At 32.2% G+C, this 21,455-nt stretch carries 12 protein-coding genes; 10 read left to right on the forward strand and 2 right to left on the reverse strand.

What is annotated here, in order from left to right:
- Positions 1-27 precede the first annotated feature (27 nt).
- The 3 genes from KQI88_RS08890 to KQI88_RS08900 are packed head-to-tail and all read left to right on the forward strand — an operon-like array spanning position 28 to position 3,106.
- Positions 28-1,347 carry a nucleotide sugar dehydrogenase gene (locus KQI88_RS08890; RefSeq protein ID WP_216416367.1) on the forward strand — a complete coding sequence of 440 codons (1,320 nt, stop codon included), beginning with the start codon at positions 28-30 and terminating at the stop codon, positions 1,345-1,347.
- A 28-nt stretch (positions 1,348-1,375) separates the two neighbouring features.
- On the forward strand, positions 1,376-1,945 hold the full coding sequence (locus KQI88_RS08895; protein ID WP_246579215.1) for a CatB-related O-acetyltransferase: 570 nt from the start codon (positions 1,376-1,378) through the stop codon (positions 1,943-1,945).
- Positions 1,946-1,981: 36 nt separating this feature from the next.
- On the forward strand, positions 1,982-3,106 hold the full coding sequence (locus KQI88_RS08900) for a glycosyltransferase family 4 protein (protein ID WP_216416369.1): 1,125 nt from the start codon (positions 1,982-1,984) through the stop codon (positions 3,104-3,106).
- Between the two features lie 381 nt (positions 3,107-3,487).
- Here the strand turns inward: KQI88_RS08900 and KQI88_RS18465 are convergent, their stop codons facing one another.
- Positions 3,488-3,859, reverse strand: coding sequence for a hypothetical protein (locus KQI88_RS18465; protein WP_330656156.1), 372 nt, complete (start codon positions 3,857-3,859; stop codon positions 3,488-3,490).
- An 870-nt stretch (positions 3,860-4,729) separates the two neighbouring features.
- Between KQI88_RS18465 and KQI88_RS08910 the strand changes: the two genes are divergently transcribed.
- The 4 genes from KQI88_RS08910 to KQI88_RS08925 all read left to right on the forward strand — a co-directional run bounded on the left by KQI88_RS08910 (position 4,730) and on the right by KQI88_RS08925 (position 11,257).
- Positions 4,730-6,022: an O-antigen polymerase gene (locus tag KQI88_RS08910; protein ID WP_216416371.1), complete on the forward strand. Its 1,293-nt coding sequence runs from the start codon at positions 4,730-4,732 to the stop codon at positions 6,020-6,022.
- A 1,243-nt stretch (positions 6,023-7,265) separates the two neighbouring features.
- Positions 7,266-8,795: a murein biosynthesis integral membrane protein MurJ gene (gene murJ / locus KQI88_RS08915; RefSeq protein ID WP_216416376.1), complete on the forward strand. Its 1,530-nt coding sequence runs from the start codon at positions 7,266-7,268 to the stop codon at positions 8,793-8,795.
- The gene (locus KQI88_RS08920; protein ID WP_216416378.1) at positions 8,788-9,276 is read left to right on the forward strand and encodes a VanZ family protein; all 489 of its coding nucleotides are present in this window, start codon (positions 8,788-8,790) and stop codon (positions 9,274-9,276) included. The genes murJ and KQI88_RS08920 overlap by 8 nt, the downstream gene beginning before the upstream one ends.
- A 142-nt stretch (positions 9,277-9,418) precedes the next feature.
- Positions 9,419-11,257 (forward strand): nucleoside-diphosphate sugar epimerase/dehydratase, encoded by a 1,839-nt coding sequence (locus KQI88_RS08925; RefSeq protein ID WP_216416382.1) that lies wholly within the window; start codon positions 9,419-9,421, stop codon positions 11,255-11,257.
- Between the two features lie 83 nt (positions 11,258-11,340).
- Here the strand turns inward: KQI88_RS08925 and KQI88_RS08930 are convergent, their stop codons facing one another.
- Positions 11,341-11,946, reverse strand: coding sequence for a hypothetical protein (locus KQI88_RS08930; protein ID WP_216416385.1), 606 nt, complete (start codon positions 11,944-11,946; stop codon positions 11,341-11,343).
- Between the two features lie 278 nt (positions 11,947-12,224).
- On the opposite strand from KQI88_RS08930, the gene KQI88_RS08935 reads away from it, so the two are divergent.
- Genes KQI88_RS08935 through KQI88_RS08945 form a run of 3 tightly spaced genes read left to right on the forward strand, consistent with a single transcriptional unit; the run spans position 12,225 to position 21,432 of the window.
- Positions 12,225-13,478: a hypothetical protein gene (locus KQI88_RS08935; RefSeq protein ID WP_216416387.1), complete on the forward strand. Its 1,254-nt coding sequence runs from the start codon at positions 12,225-12,227 to the stop codon at positions 13,476-13,478.
- An 18-nt stretch (positions 13,479-13,496) separates the two neighbouring features.
- Complete coding sequence (locus KQI88_RS08940; RefSeq protein ID WP_216416392.1) at positions 13,497-19,775, forward strand: IPT/TIG domain-containing protein; 6,279 nt, start codon at positions 13,497-13,499, stop codon at positions 19,773-19,775.
- A gap of 4 nt (positions 19,776-19,779) precedes the next feature.
- A complete protein-coding gene (locus KQI88_RS08945) occupies positions 19,780-21,432 on the forward strand; it encodes a hypothetical protein (RefSeq protein ID WP_216416394.1) in 1,653 nt (550 codons plus the stop codon).
- Positions 21,433-21,455 lie beyond the last annotated feature (23 nt).

The raw sequence follows: 21,455 nt of genomic DNA on the forward strand, positions 1-21,455 counted from the left end.
TTTTTCTGTAAGGAGAGGAAATATAAGATGAGCTTATACGAAAAAATAGTAAATAAACAAGAAAAAATTTCAGTTATTGGCTTAGGTTATGTTGGTATGCCTATAGCAGTTGCATTTGCAAAGAAGGTAGATGTAATTGGTTTTGATCTAAGTAAATATAAAATTGAATTATATAAATCTGGAATTGACCCAACAAATGAAGTAGGAGATGAAGCGATTAAACAAACTACAGTAGACTTTACCGCAGATGAAACTAAAATTAAAGAAGCAAAATTTCATATTGTAGCTGTGCCTACACCGATAAATTCAGATAAAACCCCAAATCTTGCTCCAGTTGAAGGGGCTAGTACTATTGTTGGACGTAATCTGACTAAAGGATCAATTGTTGTATATGAATCCACAGTTTACCCAGGTGTTACAGAAGATATTTGCATTCCTATACTTGAAAAAGAATCAGGATTAAAATGTGGAGTAGATTTTAAAATTGGATATTCACCAGAGCGTATCAACCCTGGAGATAAGGTACATACCCTTGAGAAAATTATAAAAATTGTATCTGGTATAGATAGTGAAAGTTTAGAAGAAATTGCAAAAGTATATGAATTAGTAATTGAGGCAGGTGTTCATAGAACTAGCTCAATTAAAGTCGCTGAGGCAGCAAAAGTTGTAGAGAATAGCCAACGTGATATTAATATAGCTTTCATGAATGAACTTGCTATGGTATTTGATCGAATGGAGATTGATACTAATGATGTTATTAAAGCAATGAATACAAAATGGAATGCGCTGAAATTCTATCCAGGACTTGTTGGTGGACATTGCATAGGTGTAGATCCTTATTATTTTGTGTATGAGGCTGAAAAGTTAGGATATCACAGCCAGATAATACTTTCGGGTAGAAAGATAAATGATGGTATGGGAGAGTTTGTTGCAGATGCTATCATTAAAAAACTGGTTCTTGCAAATAAGGTAGTAAAACAAGCTAAGGTAGTAATACTTGGAATCACATTTAAAGAGAATTGTCCAGATACAAGAAACTCTAAAGTTGCTGATATTATAAAGAAATTGGATGAGTACGGAATAAAGCCGATAGTGGTTGATCCACAAGCTGATAAAGATGATGCTAAGCATGAATATGGGGTAAATCTAATTGACCTTGATGATGTGAAGGATGCTGATTGCCTTGTTTTTGCAGTGGCTCATGATGAATTTAAGAATATGAGTTGGGATAAGATAGATTCATTATTTGGAGATTTTGCTAATAATGAAAAAGTTATTATTGATGTGAAAAGTATTCTTGATAGGTTCGAGATGGAGAAGAGAGAATACAGTTACTGGAAATTATAAAAAAATTAATAGAAGAGCGTGTGATAATATGAATTTATTTTTTAAAGTAATATTTAGAATTAGTAGAATACTAACAGGGAAATTAGGGGTATATGGGAAAATTGGAAAGAATAATAAATACACAAAAGGTGTCTTTATTTCGGAAGATGCTACAATCGGAAATAATAATTATATTGGTCCATATTCTATGTTAAATAATACGATTATTGGTAATTATTGTTCGATAGGACCAGGAGTAAAGATTGGTCAGGGAAACCATAGTTATGATTATATAACTACTTACCAAAAGATAAGTGGTGAGCTAATTAGGCATTCTTTGAACACATCACCAGCAATAATAGGTAATGATGTCTGGTTGGGAGCAAATGTTGTAATATTGCAGGGAGTAAAAATCGGAGACGGTGCTGTAATAGGGGCAAATGCAGTAGTAACATATGACATCCCTGATTATGCAATTGCTGTTGGGGTACCAGCGAAAGTTATAAAATATAGATTTTGTCCAGAAACAATTGAGATTATTAAAGGTAGCAATTGGTTTGATAATGACATTTCTGAAGCCAAGAAAGTGGTTAAAATATTGGAGGAACAATGTTATTGATATAATAGATCTTCAATTAAGGAACCAGGTGATTAAATGAAAATTCTACATATTAATTCGAATTACTTATATACAACTCTATTTGATAAAATGATTCAAAGTTTGATTGTACAGGGAGTTGAAAATACTGTTTTCATGCCTGTAAGTGGGAAGATAAGGTTTGTTATACCGGATAAAGATTATGTTTATCACCCCATTTGTTTTAATGATAAGGACAGATACTTGTATAATTATAAGCAGACGAAAATATTTAAAAGCTTAAATAAGACACTAAATGTAAGGCCGTATAATATTGTTCATGCTCATACGTTATTTACTGATGGACATATTGCATACAAGATTAAACAGACATATGGAACACCTTATGTCGTAGCTGTAAGAAATACTGATGTCAACACTTTTTTAAAATATATGATTCATTTAAGGAAACTGGGAATTAAGATTCTAAAAGAAGCGGTAAAGGTAATTTTTTTATCAGAGTCCTATAGAAATACGGTTATAGAGAAATATGTACCTGCTAATCTAAAACAAGAAATATTAGGAAAAACAGAAATTATACCTAATGGAATAGATGAGTTTTGGCTTGAGAATAAAGGAAATACAAGAGATTTCCCTGAACGAGAAAATCTAAGATTGGTTTATGTAGGTGTTATTAATAAAAACAAGAATATAACAACCACAATGAAAGCGATCGAGATCCTACAAAAGAAAGGTTTTAATGTTAAATTTACTGTAGTTGGTAGAATTGATGATAAGTCTATATACCAACAAATTATGGACAAACATTATATAAAATACATGGCGCCAAAATCTAAAGAAGAATTATTGGATATATACCGTGCCAATGATGTATTTGCGATGCCATCAACAACGGAAACTTTTGGTTTGGTATATGCAGAAGCAATGAGTCAGGGGCTCCCAGTAATTTATTCTAAAGGACAAGGATTTGATGGACAATTTAAAGAGGGGCAAGTTGGTTATAGTGTTACGTCTAATAATCCGGAAGATATTGCGTATGCAATTGAAAAAATTCTATTAAATTACTTTCAAATTAGTAATAAATGCCTTCAATTATCTTCAAAGTTCAATTGGAATGAAATAGCAAATAAGTACATGTGTATATATAAGAAATGCGAAAGAACAGATGTTTTAAATATCTAAAGTGAAGGAACTAAGTCTAAAATAGATAGCCGAGACATTTAGTATAATAAAAGAGTATAGCAAAAAAAGCCATCTATTAATGACATTTATAAAAGGAATATGGATAAGGAAAAAATTATGTTTTCATAATAACACGATAACCTTGAGTTTTAGCTAATAAAATAGCTTGTTCAACTGTAATTTCACGATTTACAAGCAGAACATCAGATTTTTTATATAAAACTGCATTATATGGTTCTTTCTTTTTAAGAATATTATATATTGCAGTTCATAACATTCGTGTAATTACAATAATTGCTTGCGTGTAATCAAGATGCTTTTAAATAGCGGTTTTGAATTCAGCATGCTTTTCACTCTTTACAACGGCAGTAGCACATTGTACTAAAGGAGGTTTAATGTAGAATCTATTATTGAAATTCTTACTGACTTTTTATTACCAGAACTTTCATTATTAGTAGGTGTAAGTTGTACCAAGGAATATAAATGCTTAACTATTGGGAACACGTCCATATTGACAACTATTTCAGATACAATTGCAATGGCGGAAAAGATGTTCTTAAAGAGCGGAACAGTTAAGATTAAGCTAATTTCTTCTGAGTAGGGCACGTAAAGAGAAAGAATAACATTTTCAAGCTCAGCTTTACATGCTTCAATGTTATCGTAGTGCTGCTTAATAATTTTTAATTTACCAGCTTGCTCATGTGTAATAAATATATTAATAATAAGTTCTATTTCAGAGATTTTATCTTTCATAGAACCGTGGATAAAAGGTTCAATATCAAACCTTTTCTTTTATAGAAAGGATTTTCCAACAATTTGCTAATAACATTCATGGAACTTTTTCTAAGATCTCAGAAGTAGTATTAGCAAGCTGAATATTAGAAACGGTTAAGCAATTTTGAAGACGGTTTTTCTCAGTGGACATAAAATTAGTTAGTTTAAAAGGGTATCGCATGAGGTTACGAAGTTGGCTAAGCTAATAGCAAAAGGAGGTAAAAAGCTTCCGGCTATAAGGAGGTCATATTTAAACAAATCAGCAATCCACTTAGCATCCTTTTGTCAGTCTTTTTACCATGGATTGCTTTGACATATTTAGGACGTGCAAGAATTATGTTGTAAGAATTTTCTAGTATATTAAAAACAGGAATCCAATACTTACAGATAGATTCCATACAGACATCTTTACAGTTGTTTTTACAAAGCCATTGCGGTAACTCTTTCAGACCTTTGATATAGGTAGAAAAGCGATGATGTTTGTAAGTAGTAACGCCTTTACTGTTGGTTGAAGCAACAACAAATTTGATAAATGATTTTTAAAGCCACAGGGAAAGCTCCTTTCGAAGAACTATAGAGATGGATAGCATTGATTCATTGCCTAGCAATAAATGAGTAATGTTTATACAAAGATAAGTTTGAGTGCTCTAAGTCATACTTATTTGTGCTTGGAAAGACAATCTACACATATAACTATGCGGTGATTCATTCATAGGAGTAGCCCACTCACATCCCTGTGATTTGTAGTTGACTGTTATCCCTATAGCTTAGTATAATAAAGAATACGCTCGAAGCCAAATCATTTCGTTACGTTTTGTCTTGAGCGAAGCGAAAGGAATGGATATAACTATGAGTGTATTGAGAATAACTAATGCAAAGAGAATGAAAAGCATGCCTTTTTTAGGTATTGTTACATATAGAATTCTGTTGGATGTAATTTACAAAAAGATTGTTGTTCCTTTTTTTGGCTATTCTGGATTTGAAATGGAACACAGTATAGCACTATATATCCTTTCTTGGACAATTTTATTTTTATTGATGCCAGTAATTATTAAAAATAATAATGATCAAAACCATCCATCAAGTTTAATTATTCTAATTCTTTCACTTGTTGTATTTGTACCTTTTACTACAATGATGGGCTACGGTTTTTTTTCAGGGTATTACATAATATGCAATACTATTTATTGGCTATTTCTGTTTTTGTTTCATAGGCTCTTTTTGCATATTAAGTTTATAAGTTTAAGACCACCAAAAAACACTTTTAGTAATTTTGTAATAATGATTATTGGTATTGTTTTTTTATTCGTGAATATTTTTATATCGTGGAAGTATACAGGATTTAGATTTACATTTGATCTGTTTAGTGTATATACATTAAGAAGCGAGACATCTACATTTAATTTACCTTTAGCAATTGAATATATTTTTTCTGCATCTAAAGCTATAAATCCCTTATTGCTAGTATATTCGTTTACAAAAAAGAAATATGGTATTTCAAGTTTAATTTTGTTAGTTCAATTTCTAAGCTTTGGTATTAATGGGATGAAAAGTGTTTTTTTTATTACATTATTAGTTATGTTAGTATTCTTATTTTATAAAGATAGTTATATTAATAAAATACCATGGTTGTGTTCCGGATTATGTTTGGTAGGGTTACTAGAATTTGTGATATCTAAATCGTTTGTTATTGTTGATTTGTTGATAAGAAGGATGATGTTTCTTACAAATATGTTAAATGCATATTATTTTGATTTTTTTACAAATAATACTCCGGATTATTTTAGACAAAGTATATTAAGGTATTTTGGGATTAAATCACCATATTCAGATATACGATACATGATAGGTGATATTTATTTTTCTAGACCTGAAATGGGTGCAAACAGTGGTTTGATTAGCGACGCTATTTCCAATCTTGGGATTATTGGAGTTGTAATTATGCCTATTATGATTGCTATTGCACTGAAATTATTTGATAATTGTATAAAAGGCTTAAACAAAAGGTTGTATATTGCATTGTGTGTATTAGTGGCATATTATTTTATAAGTTCTTTCTTGTTCACCATTTTACTTACCCATGGTTTTTTAGCATTATGCATAGTCTTTTATCTTTTGCCGCGGGATAGTGAAACAATGTAATGTGTGTTGGATAGATAAATTGTTGCTAAATTAGCCTATTGTGCTAGTCAAAATTTACAAATAGAAAAAGTTACAGAAATTATCTTAACCTATCTTTGATAGTTATCATAAAATCAAGATAGGAGGATAATATATGCTAAAGGTTACCAATCTTCTATCGGATAGATAGAAGATTTAAAGGATTTTATCACAGTAACTTATGTCGTTATTGATGGTATTTACCATGAAGTTACTCTAACATATATTAAACATCTTAAAAACATTGCCACTACCATCCTTAGAGATAGTGAAATAATCACCATTGCAACTGTAGGAGAGCTTCTTTCAATTGATTTAAAAAAGCGTAGTTTAAATTTTATAAAAGGAATTATAAAGATTTTTTCCCCCAAATTTGTGATAGATCTAGATTTAATAGAACTCATAGAAACTTACATGCAGTGATCGAAGAAATTAGAAAAAGAATTTTTCAATTATTGGACTATCATATGGATAGCCATGGAATCATTGATAGTATGCTTATTCCAGTATATGAATTTAGCAGAGCAGTTGTTCATAAGATATTTAGAGAACTAGGTAAGTATAGCAAATGTCCCTCCAAAAAGAGGACTTATCTAGGATTTAAACTCCACCTACTATCATATTTTGATTATATATTAGTGATTTTGTATTAACTGATGTTTCTCAAGATTATCGTAGAGATATATTGGAATTAGTTGAATCCTATCGTTCTTTAATAATCATAGGAGATAAGGAATATATAAATAAGGATATATCTCCTGAATTAAGCAAGGAAAATGATATTGAACTAATTTTTATGAACAGAAATAATGCAAGTCGACTTATCCAAAATCATTGAGACAAAGTATTTTTAAAGTCAGGACAAAATTGAAACTTCATTCTCTCGGTTAACTGAGCAACTTAATATTAATAAATCTCTTGGAAAGTTATTAATCTATCTAATATTCAAGAACAGATATTTTGATAATACATCCATAAAATTAGTTTTTTAAATAAGTGCAACATCTGTAAATAAATTTATTGCTATAATATGAATTAAACTTGAACTGTAATAAATTTTTTATTTATTGTAACGAGTTAATTTAATAAATTAAGTATATAATAAAGTAATTATTTTATAGATACTAATAGTAACTAAAATGAGTTCACTTATGATTTAGAATCTAAAGTTATAAAAATAGGAATAAAAATACTTATGATTATGAAAATGGAGCATGAATTATAAATGAAAAAAACAGCAATACTTTTAATGATATTAACTATATTTTCTAAAATATTTGGTTTTGCGAGGGATATTATTCTCTCATATTTTTATGGTGCATCAAATATAAGCGATGCCTATTTAATATCTACCACTATACCAATCGCAATATTTTCTTTTGTAGGGGTCGGTATATCCACTGGTTATATACCTATGTATAGTAAAGTAGAGAATAAAAAAGGAACAAAGGAAGCGAATAAATTTACTAATAATCTTGTAAATACACTATTAATAATATGTACAGCCCTAGTTGTATTTGGACTTGTATTTACAGCGCCGCTAGTAAAATTATTTGCCTCAGGTTTTGAAGGCGAGACTTTAAATCTAGCTATTAACTTTACTAGAATAAGCATAGCTGGAATTTATTTTTCTACACTTATATTCGTATATAATGGATTTTTACAGATTAAAGGTAACTATGTTATACCAGCCTTAATAGGATTTCCTATGAATATTGTTACTATACTGTCCATAGTTGTAAGTGCGAAGACTAATGTTGTAGTTTTAGCTATAGGTAGCATTATTGCTGGTATTGCACAGCTAGCGTTTATAGTACCATTTGTATATAAAGAAGGATATAAATATAAGTTTATATTAAATATAAAAGATAAATATATAAAAAGCATGGCCTATACGGCAATACCTGTAATAATAGGAGCCTCTGTTAATCAAATTAATACTTTAGTTGACAGAACATTAGCATCTAATTTAGCAGTAGGTGGAATATCAGCTCTTAACTATGCTAATAAACTAAATGGCTTTGTTCAGGGAATATTTGTTATGTCGTTGACCACTGTAATGTACCCTGTAATATCTAAAATGGCGGCAGAAAAAAATATAGAAGGACTTAAAAAGTCTGTATCGGAAGCTATAGGTAGTATTAACCTGTTAGTTATACCTGCTACAGTAGGATCAATGGTATTTGCAGGTCCAGTAGTTAATCTTTTGTTTGGCAGGGGAGCTTTTGATGCGGGGGCAGTAACCATGACATCTAGTGCCTTATTTTATTACTCTATAGGTATGATAGGTTTTGGTTTAAGGGATGTACTAGCAAGAGCTTTTTATTCTCTACAAGATACTAAGACACCTGCTATAAATGCAGCAATAGCCATGGTTATGAATATAGTATTAAATATTATACTTTCTAAATTTTTAGGTATAGGTGGACTTGCTTTAGCTACGAGTATATCTGCTATAGTTTGTACTGGGTTATTATTTGCAAATCTTCGTAAAAAGATAGGGTCATTTGGTATGAAGAATATAATCATTTCCTTTATAAAAATACTATGTGCTTCCTTAGTTATGGGAATAATAGCTAGATTATCATATAATATCTTATTTAGGATTATTGGTGCTAATTTATCCTTAATAGTTTCAATAGGTATAGGTGCCATAATGTATTTCATTATTATCTACTTTATGAAGATAGAAGAAGTCGACACTATGATAAATGCAGTCAAGAAAAAACTAAAAAGAAGTGTGAACAATGCTTAAAAACAAAGGACAAATAATTAATGTAATATCATGGACAGCCCTTATATTTTGGCTAGTCCTGATTTTTTACCTATCAGCTCAACCAGTCCATCAGTCTAATGGACTGAGTAAGAAGGTAACAGAAGTTATAATAGAAAAAGTAGAAATAATTGCTCCATATTCTAACTTTAATATTAGTAGAATGAACCATTTAGTAAGAAAAAATGCTCATTTTTTTGCTTATTTAATTCTAGGTATATTAGTTATGAATGTACTTAGGAGAAGTGGGATGAAGATAAATAAAGGAGTTATTTTATCTTTATCGTTTTGCATTCTTTACGCCATGTCCGATGAATTTCACCAACTATTTGTACCTGGTCGGGGTGCACAGGTTAAAGATGTTTTGCTTGATAGTGCTGGAGCTGTTGTTGGCATTGGAATCTATTTGGTAGTAAAATTTATAGTTAATAAAGCTCAAATAAGAAATAAAAGTCATGCATAGTGATTTTATACATATGGCTTTTATTTTTTTATGTAAAAGGTGCAAGTAGAAATTATTTAATATCTTTATCTTAATTGACACCTATACACACTAAGTAGTATAGTTATTATAAGGAAAATTGCACCAAGGGGGATAATGGAACATGAAGAAAAAAATGTTGGGGGCCTTGTTGTTCTCAATAGATGCGCTACTAATTAACCTAGCTTATATTGCGGCCTTTTACATACGTTTTGATGCGGATTTTACCGGTGTAAACGCTACTAAATATTTACCTGTATATTTTGAACACTTTATTACTTTTACATTGATAAAGTTAGCCATATTTTACATCTTTGGTATGTACAAAAACCTATGGCGCTATGCTAGTATAGAAGAGGTTTTTCAAATAGTTGGTACAGCCTTTGTTGCCAACACAGGAATTATTACATATATGGTACTTACTCAGCAAATGCTACCGAGAAGTATTTATTTGCTGGCTTTTATTTTAGATACAATTTTAATTGGTGGTGTAAGGCTTAGCGTTAGAGCTACCCGTAATATTAGAGATAACAATTTATTTAGGAAGAAAGAATATAAAAGGGTGCTTATAATTGGTGCGGGACAGGCAGGAGCTTTGGTTATTAAGGAATTAAAAAATCATGATAATTTAAATAGCAAGCCTATAGGTGTAGTCGATGATGATGAAAGTAAATTAGGAGCTAGAATTAATGGTGTACCAGTTTTAGGCAATAGACATAATATTGGTAAAATAGTTGAATCTAAAAATATAGATGAAATTATTATTGCTATTCCATCTGCTTCTAAAAAAGAAATTAGACAGGTTGTAGAAGAATGTAGTAAAACGAAATGTAAGTTAAAGATACTACCTGGTATTTATGAGCTTATTGACGGTCAGGTTAGTATTAAAAAGATTAGAGAGGTAGAAATAGAGGATTTATTAGGTAGGGAACCTGTTAAAGTAGACTTAGAAGAAATAAGTGGATATATCGGAGACAAGGTAGTTTTAGTTACTGGTGGGGGAGGCTCTATTGGGTCTGAACTTTGTCGCCAAATAGCTGGTTTTAAGCCTAGAAGGCTACTTATATTAGATATTTACGAGAATAATGCTTACGATATTCAAAATGAATTATTAAGAAAATATCCGAATTTACAGTTAGATGTACTGATAGCATCTGTAAGGGATAGAGCTAGACTAGATGAAATATTTAAAATTTATATGCCTCAAGTAGTCTTCCATGCTGCTGCACACAAACATGTGCCACTGATGGAGAATAATCCACAGGAAGCGATTAAAAACAATGTTTTTGGTACTAAAAATGTGGCAGAATGTGCTCATGAATATGGCACTGAGAAGTTTGTTTTAATTTCTACAGATAAGGCAGTTAATCCAACTAATATTATGGGAGCTACTAAAAGAGTAGCCGAGATGATTATTCAATCGATGAATGTACAAAGCAAAACTGAATTTGTTGCTGTTAGATTTGGTAACGTATTAGGCAGTAATGGAAGTGTCATTCCTTTATTTAAAAAGCAAATAGCCCAAGGTGGACCTGTCACTGTAACCCATCCTGAGGTTACTCGATATTTTATGACTATTCCTGAGGCTGTTCAGTTGGTAATAGAAGCTGGGGCTATGGCTAAAGGTGGAGAAATATTTGTATTGGATATGGGAGAACCTGTAAAGATAATTGATTTAGCTAAGAATCTAATACGACTTTCAGGATTTGAGCCTGATGTGGATATGGAAATAAAAGTTGTTGGCTTAAGACCAGGAGAAAAGTTGTATGAAGAGTTGTTAATGAACGAAGAGGGCTTAAGTGCGACTAAGAATGATAAAATTTTTGTTGGGAAACCTTTCTTTACAGATTTGAAATTATTAAGACGTGAATTAGAGATTCTATCCAGTATTTTAATAGAGGATAGTAATGAAATTAAAGAGTATATGGTTAAAATAGTACCTACATATCATAAGACTAGTTAAGGATATAATATAACCAACGGACATTAGGGATATACCTATAGACCGTTGGTTTACTTATTATATAAGTGGCAAGTATTTTAGAATTATCCATTTTTCTCAACTAAAACATCTTTCAGCATATCTCTTAAGCTCTCTATCTCTCTAGATATTGCATTTATATCTCCTTTTGTTGCTGGATAAAAATATGGAACAATTTCTTCCTCTACTATTAAATTATGCTTTTGTTGGCTGTTTTGTAGCTTTGCAGAAATTTCCCCCTGGTGATATCTTTTTTTAAGTGTTGTTATTGAGTTAAGACTCTCTATGTTATATCCATTTTTCATATAAATGATTGAATTTTTTCTATCTAATCTATCTATTTCATAGAAGTTAATATAGCTAACTGAAGAATCTTTTTTAACTTTAGGTAGTCTAGTTTTTATAGAAATAAAAAGCATGTCTTTGTTTATAGGTAGTGGTATGTAGTATCTTGAGTTGAGTAGCTTTTGCTGCTTCTTCCTAAGCTCCTTTAAATCTATAGTATGATATTTTAAAATAGCCTGTAGAGTTGAATCTACAGATTGTTTTAGCAGCATTTCTCTACCATTTTGAAAAATCATTTTAGTGCAGTTTCCCATATTTTTTTCATAAACTGCTAGCATACAGGCAATCTTCTCTTGTTCTTTTAATATCTCATTCAATCTTTTCAAGTTATCACCTCTATTTAATTTTTTACCCCCTTCTATTTAATTTCATTATATCATGTTTTAAGCATGAGGCAAACATATGTTCTTGAATTCTATAAAAAATATATTGATTGCAGGAAATACACCTATTTTGTCGAAATAATAAATATAATATGAAATATTACGAAAGTATTACAATATACATATCGCATAAAGAAATTAACTTATTTTGCCGATATAAATATATAAAGACCATTTTTGATATAAGTTTTTTATTATAAATTTAAAGGGGACTATTGCGTATGAGTTATCACAACTATAAAACCAAATTAACAAGGACGATAGCCACATTAATGGCATCTATAGCTTTAGTAGGGGCTTCTGTACCAGTTGTTTTTGCAGAGGAAGTACTTAACCCTCCTAAGGTTGTTAATATATTTCCAGAATCAAGAAATGAAAGCCAGTGGTTTAACGAGGAAACTCTTTACCATGATATACGGGATACACAAACTAGAAATCGACTTTTCTTAAAGGTGTCATTTGATAATAAAGATAATAATCTTTCTTTCGATTATTTAACAGGCATTACTAAGTTAAGAGACTTTACAACTGTATATAGCGATAGTAGCAATGTTTCTATGGTGGATATAGAATTTTTAAATGATATAGATAGTATGGAATCGGATAAAAAAAGGGTATTTGTGGCGAGATATATTTTTAGAAAAGATAGTACCAACAAAAAAGCATATTTGTATATACCTATTAAACCTTTGATGTCTAATATGGGCTATAGTGTAACATTAGGACAGGGCATAGTATATACGGATAAGGAACAGGGAAATGATAGTTTAACCTGGAATTTTAATACCATGGCAATACCTTCTGTAGCAGAAAAGGATGTAGAAGTCCAATCTGTAATAGAGGATTATGATGTAAATGAACCCATAATAATTACAGGTAAGTTTTTTTATAGTCCTACTGTAGAGGTTTATTTTAATAATGTAAGAGCACATCGAGTCAGAGTTAATGAAGATGATGAAGGTGAAGAATATTTAGAAGTATATCTACCTAGGGGAAGAAGCAAGCTAGACCCGGGCTTATATGATATTACAGTGGAAAACAGCTATAACCATAGTAAATGGCTATATGGAACTTTAAGCGTAGTATCAGAGGCAGAGGGTAGGATGCCGGTAGAGGATAATAGCCTTGGAACTACCACGACCTATGGAATAGTTAGCGGAGCTAGGAGAGCAGAAATCATAAGATTAGATCACTCAGAACCAGTTAGAGAACAGGCCTTGAGAAATCAGTTATCTCAATATAATCTTAAATCTCCAATTGTGGAGGTGGATGGTATAAGGTATAACGCACACACATTTCATATAGAAATCCCTATAGAACAGGGTGAGTATAGGAACTATAAGGTTTTAAAATACGATGAACTTTCAAGAATATGGACTGAGGAAAAGCATTACGATATTAACAAAACAGATCAAAGGGCTATAGTAACAACCCTTAGTCCAGGAACATTTGTAGTTGTTGAATCCCAGTATTAGACAAGGAGAGGTGATAATATGAAGCAGTGGAAAAGATTTACGGGGATTTTTTTAATAATAGCTATGCTTTTAGTAGAGAGCGTTACTATTGTAAGTGCAGCAGATATTGGAGGAGAATCCACAGTTACTAAAATAAAATATCAAGTAGTAAGGGATGAAAACTATAATATTACTCAAGCCTTAGTAGAGTTTACTGGTGTAAACCTGTTAAATAAGGTTGTTCTTTTTTCAACTAATGAGGGAACTAAAGCTATGGGTAATAAGGTATTGCAGTATGAGAACTTTATACAATATAGTTTTACCGCTGAAGAGGTTAGAAGCTTTACTGGTGAGGTGCGTATAGGTACTGGTAGCTTTGACTTAGGTATTGGTAATTTTCCTACAATAGATTCTACTACAAAGATTATAAATACTAGTAATAATGATAATTTGATTATAAATGGACGAAATTTAGATCAAATTGGTGATAGTGGCGACTATACTATACGTGGAGAGTATGGAAAGGCAGGACAGTTCAAAACTTTTCCTGCAGGCAGTGCTACTAAAATCGAGATAAATGGCGCTACTCCTCCAGGGGATAGAGGATTACAGAACATTCGTATTGTAAAGGAAAAAAAGTCTGGTGTAAGTCTAGATCCTGAGATTATAGTAGAATATAACTATAACAATGTGTTTAGTTTTATTAGTGATATTCCTATAAATAAGGATATAGAAATGTATCCAAATACAGGGGCAAGGGGAGATCAGTTTTATTTAAGGTCTTCAGAATTTACAAAGGCTTATGATGTGTACCTTTTTAAAAGCCTAGATGGTACAGAGGGATTTTCAAGTAAAAACAAAGCAGTGTTCAAAGGCTTTATACCTGTTTCCGCCACTAACGAGCAAGCTCTGTTAACTATGGAAGTACCTCAGGGAGTAGAATTAGGAAGTCATTATGTTGTTTTGGCAGAAACAATAAACGGCCAAGTAGTGGCACAAAAGGTTATTGAAAAGTCAGGTGAACCTGTTAAATATACAGTAGTAGATGCTACTACTAGTCCACGTATAGATAATGTGTATCCAGGAAGAGGACCAGATATAGGTGGAACTCCAGTAGGTATAGAAGGGAGAAACTTACTTACATCTAGTATTAACCCGTCAGACTTAATAATTGACTATGCTAATAAAACTATTGAATTATCAGGAGATAAGCAAATAGTAACTGTTGATTATGCTAGCGCTACATATCAGGGGGTACCTGCAACTGTTAAGCGTAGTATTAAAGTACAAATAGGAAATAAAGCTACTTTCCAAGAGACTGATACAAATATTCCAAGGGTAGAGATTGGTGCTAATGATAAACTCTATGTAATTACACCTAAGGTAGATGATGCTAATATTAGTCCAAATAAAGAAGTGTTATTAGAGATTACTACTATCGTTACAGAGACTTCAGGAAAAGAATATGTATTCCAAGAAAGAGCTGTATGGAATAAACATTTTGTGTTTGAGCCAAGTTCTCTAATACCAACTGTGGATAGTGTTACACCTTCTAAGGTTCAGCTTGTAGACGGTGGGTTAAAGGATGATACCTTGTTCTCTATAAAAGGTAAAAACTTTTTAGTTAATAGATATATTGATGGTGATGGTAAAACTATTGTTAACTATCCAAGTGTTTTAGTAAAAACAGCAAATGATGTAGATACAAATAATTATGAAATTATGATCAAAAAGCAAAATGATAAAGCTGTGGCATATTTTAGAGCTTTAGATGGTCAGTTAAAGGAGATAGAAGGAGCCGAAATAGTTGTACTAGACGATTCTGATAGATTAATAGATGGAACCGTTGGTAGGGAAGTAGGTACGAGGATTTTAGTAAGAATACCTAAGGACGTAGCTGCCAGTATAGGAACTAAAAATCTTCAAATTACAAATCCAACTAGAGAGTCAAATGAATTTGGTCAGTCTGGTATTAAAATTGATGCTTTAGAGTTTGTAGTAACTAATGATAGTCCAGAAATCGATGAAGTCGTTCCTAATATTGTTCCTGTAGAAGGTGGTCAGGAAATTCAAGTTAAGGGAAGTAACTTTTTAGAGGGTGTAAAGGTATTTATAGATGGTAAAGAAGTTACTGGGGTAAATAGAGAGATTGCTCCAGGGGGTAACAAGTTTATTCTAAAATTTAAAGCACCAAAGGGTAGAGAAGGAGTTACCCAGCTTTTAGTAATGAACCCTTCCGGTGGAATGGCTATGGCCGAGTTTATTTATGTAGAAACTCTACAAAAAGACCCTAAGATTATTAGTTTTTCTCCTAACAAAGGTGGAAATGGAACTTTAGTTTATATTAAGGGTGATAACTTTTTAAAGCCAGATCCAACTGCTAGAGATACTTCTGGTATTGGGATTTATAGACTTATAGGTACTAGAGTGTTATTAGATGGTAGAGATGTTAATGAGTATTATACTGAAGGAAATAATATAACTTTACAATATTACACTTCTAAGGCAGGAAATTTACTTAAGGTAGTAGATGGTACTGTAAAACTAGCGGATTACTACAATAGTGTTATATTAAAGGATGCCGATAATAAATATTATACATTTGATATAGACACTGCCGATAGAATAATACTTACGGATGGTATGCAAAGTACATATAGGTTAACCAACCATAGAGATGGTGCATTTACTGCGATTAAAAATGGTGCAGAATATAAGATTGAAATTAAGCCTGGAACAGATACAGAACCAGATAGCCTTGTTATAACAAGAGGTGGAGAAGAGACTATATTGAATGTAATGACACCATATAAGGTGGAGGATGGGGAAATAACAGGAAATAGAGTAAGAGTAATAAGTCGTAACGAAATTACATTTGTTGTTCCACAGCTTGGTACAGAAAAGTGGTATGATCTTTCAGTACAAAACCCTGATACCAAAATAGATACTCGTACAGGGCAAAATGGTTTTTATTATTTTAAGCAGCCTAAGAAAAACCCAACTATTATAGATGTAAATCCTCCCCAAGGTTCTTCTGATGGTGGCTATACAGTTATTATAAATGGATCTGATTTTGAAGATAATGGAATAGATAAAAGTCGTGTATTTGTAGGCGGAGTAGAGGTTCCTAAAACAGATTTAGTAGTAGGAACAGATAAAAATACTATTACTATTACAAAGATGCCGGCATACCCTGGTGACTTAAAACAGGAAGTAGAAAATGGAAGAAAAACAGTACCTATTGTAATTGTAAATAGTGATGGTGGTAATGCTTATTTAATGGAAGGCTTTACCTATGTTATTCCTACCAGTAATCCAAAGATAAATCGGATTGCACCTGATCAAGGCAATGCAGCTGGTGGGGAAGTTGTAAGGATATTTGGTTCTGATTTTAGATTTTTTGAGCCTTATGAAGATGCTAATGGCAATGCAAAGTATGATAAGGGCGAAAAATTTGTAAATATTAATGGAGATAAAGATGCAGATGGAAATGATCTTTGGACTGATTTGGAAGGAAAAAATGTTGAGGATTTAACTGATGATGATAAAAAAATCCTTCCACGTGTTTATTTTGGAAAAGGTCAAGGTGAGATTATTGAATTTGCTGATGGGTATTTGGTAGTTAAAGTGCCTAAAGGAACCAAGGGAGCAGTAGATGTATTTGTAGTAAATAATGATTTTGGCGTATCTAATAAGGTGAAGTTTACATATTTAGCTTCTAACCCTAAAATTGATAATATTATTCCTCCACAAGGTAAAAAGCAGGGTATGGACAAAATAGAAATAAACGGCTCTGGCTTTGCTAATAGTAAGATTGAAATATATAAAGAAGGAACTAAGGATAATGTTACTCAAAATGTATATTCGGTAGAAATGCCCTTAGTTCACTTTGGGGATATTGGTGATATTAAAACTGTAAATGGTGTAAAGGTTGCTAATATATCTAATAGACAAATACCTGTAGCCGATATTAGTGGTCTCGGTGGAGGTATTATAAATGGTAAAGCAAAGGTAACTATAGGTAACATTAATGTTAACTATGATGCTACAGCTGCCAGTAGACAGGTAACCCTCTCTATTAAGGAAGATGATAAAACCTTCCAGTTTGTAATTAATGGATATGATGATAGTGTTAAGTATGTGGATATTAGAAGTTTAAAAGATAGTGAAGGTAATTCATATACTAATGGCTATGAGTTAATAAGACTTGAGGTAGATTCTTTAGAGAGAAAGCTGATTGTTGAGAGGGGATATGCTCCTTATCACGAAAAAATGACTTCTAATGATAGACAAATAAGTCTTTATACTCCTTCTCATTACGCTATAGGTACTGTGCCCGTAACTGTTATTAACCCAGATGGAGGAACAGCTACAGGTAAATTTGAATATAAGAACCCTGATAGTAAACCAAGGATCACTAACCTTACTAAAGAAGGAGATCTTCCAACTAAGGAAACTATAAATGGTAAGGAAGTATTAGTGCTTCGTATGACATATAAGGGTGGAAATACTGTAAGTGTTATAGGTGAAGATTTTAGAGAAGGTGCAGAAATATTTATATCAGATATTGCCCATATCACTAAAGACTCTAAAAATGATTTAACATATAATCTGCCTAATAGATTAACCTTTGTAATGCCAAATGTAGGGGAAAATGCATTAGGTAAATTACATAAAGTAGTTGTAAGTAACGAAGATGGCGCATCTGCTTCATCGGATGAAAATAATCCACCAATTTATATTTTATTTGTCAAGGGTGAAACAGCGCCAGCTATAGAGAAGATTACTCCAGATGCGGGACCAGCGACTGGTGGTACTACGGTTAAAATTGAAGGTAAGGATTTCAGAGAAAAGATTGAAGGATTTAGTGGAAAGCTTACTGTTTATTTTGGAGATAAGAAGGTACCAGATAACAATGTAAGGTTTATAGATACAAGAACTATTTCCGTAATTGTACCTCCAGGTATACCTGGTACTGTAGAAGTGAAGGTAGAAAATCCAGATGGAGAGCTATCAAACCCAAATGGAACCTACACTTATCTAAGTAATCCTAAAATAACAGCAGTGGTAGATCCACTAGACCCTAGTGAAAGGGCACCTATTTCTGTAATATCTGTATTAGGTGGACAGGAGATTAAGCTAAAGGGTGCAGGATTTATGGAAGGAGCTAAAGTATATTTTGCTCCAAAGATAACACCAGCAAAGGAAAGCGAATTAGGTAACGCAAACATTATATATATAGACGGTAAGCCGTATATATTAGAAGAAGGTACAGAAGGCACAGAATACAAGTGGATAAATAGTGAAACTGTTACTATAAAAACTCCACAAGGAAAAACAGACAGCTTTGGTGTAATTGTAGTTAATCCAGATAAGGGTGCCAGTCCAATTTATACTAATCTTACTTATGGACTGCCAGAGATTGCAGCACCTTCAGGTGTAGTGGCAGAACTGGTTTATGATAGATTTATTAGAGTACATTGGAATGCGGTAACAGGAGCAACTGAGTATGAGATTTTTGTTGTAATAGATGATAAAAATACAGAACTGATAGGATCTACAGAGCTTACTTCCTTTGCATATAACGATCTTGAGCCGAGAACCAGATATCGCTTTATTGTAAAGGCTGTAGGAGACTTTGGTTCTTCTAAACCTTCTATGGAAAGTAACACTGTAAGGACTGGTTCTGAAGTAGGACCTCCAGACGAAGATGGAGGCTTAGCAGAAAATACTACTATGTCTAAAACAGGAAACACTGCTGATGTTGTAATTGGTACAAAGGATAGAAGCAGAGGTACTATAGTAATAGATTTAACTAGAGGTGCTTTAGCAGGTAGTAAGGAGCTAGTTGTTTCTATTCCAGCTAGTGTAGTAGTGGATAATGACAGTAGAAATATTCAAGTAATAGGCAAAGATTTTTCACTTCAGCTTCAAACTGCAGTATTTAATGTTGCAAATGTTAGGGACAATAGAAACAAAGCTGATGCTGGGGTAAGGTTTGTAATTGCAGAGGATACTGGTAATACCCAAGTTTTATCTGGAAATCAACTATCAACTGTGTATAATTTAGAGGCGTCAACATATGTTGGACAAACTACATCACCTATAGATTATTTAGCTAGTGCAATGAGTTTTACATTGGATTATGACGAGCAAAAAGCTAGTTTAAGAAAATTAACTGAATTAGACTTTAATTATTTCGATCCTGTTAAAAACACTTGGGAGCCACTTGGAACTTCTTCTAAGAATTGGATAGGTTCTGCATCTAGTAGTGTTATTCGATTAGGTAAGTATGCTATTATTGGTAGTAGGAGGTAAAATAATGAAAAAAATATTTATATTAATTTTAGCACTAACTTTGCTATCCTCAGTTTTTACCTATGGAAATATTAATCAAGTGTATAGACAGGGATTTGTTGAAGGATATTTAAGAGAACCATTAAAAGAAACATTAGAAATAGAGAGCTATGAGGGTGGGATTTACTCCCTTCCTCTAAGCCCTAATACTATCTATACAATTGACTCTCAACCTGTTAATGCATCTAATTTTATGGCAGGTATGGAAGTTTATGCACAGATAGAGGGAAGAAAAGTTGTTGCAGTAGAGGGATATTCAACCAGCTCTTTGGGATATATCTCTCCTGGAAGCAAGATAAGGACTGGAAGAATTTCAAGGATAGATCGTAACCAATTGGTATTAAAGCTAGCAACAGGAGTAGAAGAAACATTTTTAACTATGCCTGGTACTATTACTCTAAAGGATGGGAAAAATGTATCTTTAGATACTTTATATGTAGGGGATAGGGTAAAGCTACATTTTGATGAAGTAAATACTAATATTATTAGTCGTATTAGTATAGAAGGCGACTCTATTCGTATTAAAGGCCTTTATAAAGGTAAACTAAACTTTGTAGATGGCTATGGAGATAAGATTACTATAAGTGATGTTCAACATCTTAATAATGGTAGCTGGAAGCAATTATCAGCTTCTATGACTATACCATATAATAAACAATCGCCTCTTTATGTAGGAGGATATTCTGTTTCCTATGATAATCTAAAATATTATCGTGGAAAAACTGTTTATTTAGCTATGAAGGACTTCTTTGGCAGAGATCAGGTGGAAAGAATGGTTGTGCAAAGTCAATATGAAAGTACATATTCTGATAAAATTCAGGATATAAACTGGTTTACTGGTGGATTTGAGTTAAAGAATAATAGAAATATTGGCTTTCATGATGGGACTATCGTTATTAAAAATGATAGACTAGTAGATAACTTTGCTTTAAGTGTTAAGTCCGATGTGTTTGTTGTAGCAGATGGAAGAGGCATGGATTCTAGTGCAGATGTAGTATATGTTTTAAATGAGGAAGTTAATAACTCTAATATTGGTCAACATTATATTTATGCTGGTAGAATGAATCAAATAGTAGAAGACCGCCTATGGTTAAAGGACTTCTTCCTATTAGAAGAAAACGAATGGCAGTCCTTTGAAGGTGAAAAAGAACTATTCTTCGATAACGATACGGATATTTATGACTTAACTAACAATAAAAAGATAACTATAAAAGAGTTTTACAGTGGAGATTATGCAGTAGATGAAAGCTCTAGGTATGCTAAAGATCAACGTCTTAAGGATTGGCATAGCTATGTTTATACCGATGGAGATAGAATAAGTGCTATTATGGTACAAAAGAATATGGATTCTCTCCTAAGACAGAGGGTAACCAACGGTATAATTTCTTCCGTTACTAATGATAATTTAGTTGGCTGGGGAATTAGTATTAAAAATGCTAGAGATTGGAGTAGTAGAAGATCTCAGTGGATGGAGAAAAATGCAGATCTTCAGGTTAATTTAGAAAAAGCATTATTAATTAAAGACGGTAAACAAATTGAGCCATATGATCTAAAGGCAGGAGATCGTATGTATTTAATACGTAATGACTTCTATGGTAAGGTACTTATTGTAAAATAGAATGATCGAGTGTATTTTTTATC

This window comes from Alkaliphilus flagellatus (assembly GCF_018919215.1).
GTDB classification, from domain to species: domain Bacteria; phylum Bacillota; class Clostridia; order Peptostreptococcales; family Natronincolaceae; genus Alkaliphilus_B; species Alkaliphilus_B flagellatus.

Coding starts and splice junctions, on each gene's coding strand:
- KQI88_RS08945 (WP_216416394.1), top strand. CDS start 19,780: ATGAAAAAAATATTTATATTAATTTTAGCACTAACTTTGCTATCCTCA.
- KQI88_RS08925 (WP_216416382.1), top strand. CDS start 9,419: ATGAAGAAAAAAATGTTGGGGGCCTTGTTGTTCTCAATAGATGCGCTA.
- KQI88_RS18465 (WP_330656156.1), bottom strand. CDS start 3,859: ATGAAAGATAAAATCTCTGAAATAGAACTTATTATTAATATATTTATT.
- KQI88_RS08890 (WP_216416367.1), top strand. CDS start 28: ATGAGCTTATACGAAAAAATAGTAAATAAACAAGAAAAAATTTCAGTT.
- murJ (WP_216416376.1), top strand. CDS start 7,266: ATGAAAAAAACAGCAATACTTTTAATGATATTAACTATATTTTCTAAA.
- KQI88_RS08895 (WP_246579215.1), top strand. CDS start 1,376: ATGAATTTATTTTTTAAAGTAATATTTAGAATTAGTAGAATACTAACA.
- KQI88_RS08940 (WP_216416392.1), top strand. CDS start 13,497: ATGAAGCAGTGGAAAAGATTTACGGGGATTTTTTTAATAATAGCTATG.
- KQI88_RS08920 (WP_216416378.1), top strand. CDS start 8,788: ATGCTTAAAAACAAAGGACAAATAATTAATGTAATATCATGGACAGCC.
- KQI88_RS08910 (WP_216416371.1), top strand. CDS start 4,730: ATGAGTGTATTGAGAATAACTAATGCAAAGAGAATGAAAAGCATGCCT.
- KQI88_RS08935 (WP_216416387.1), top strand. CDS start 12,225: ATGAGTTATCACAACTATAAAACCAAATTAACAAGGACGATAGCCACA.
- KQI88_RS08900 (WP_216416369.1), top strand. CDS start 1,982: ATGAAAATTCTACATATTAATTCGAATTACTTATATACAACTCTATTT.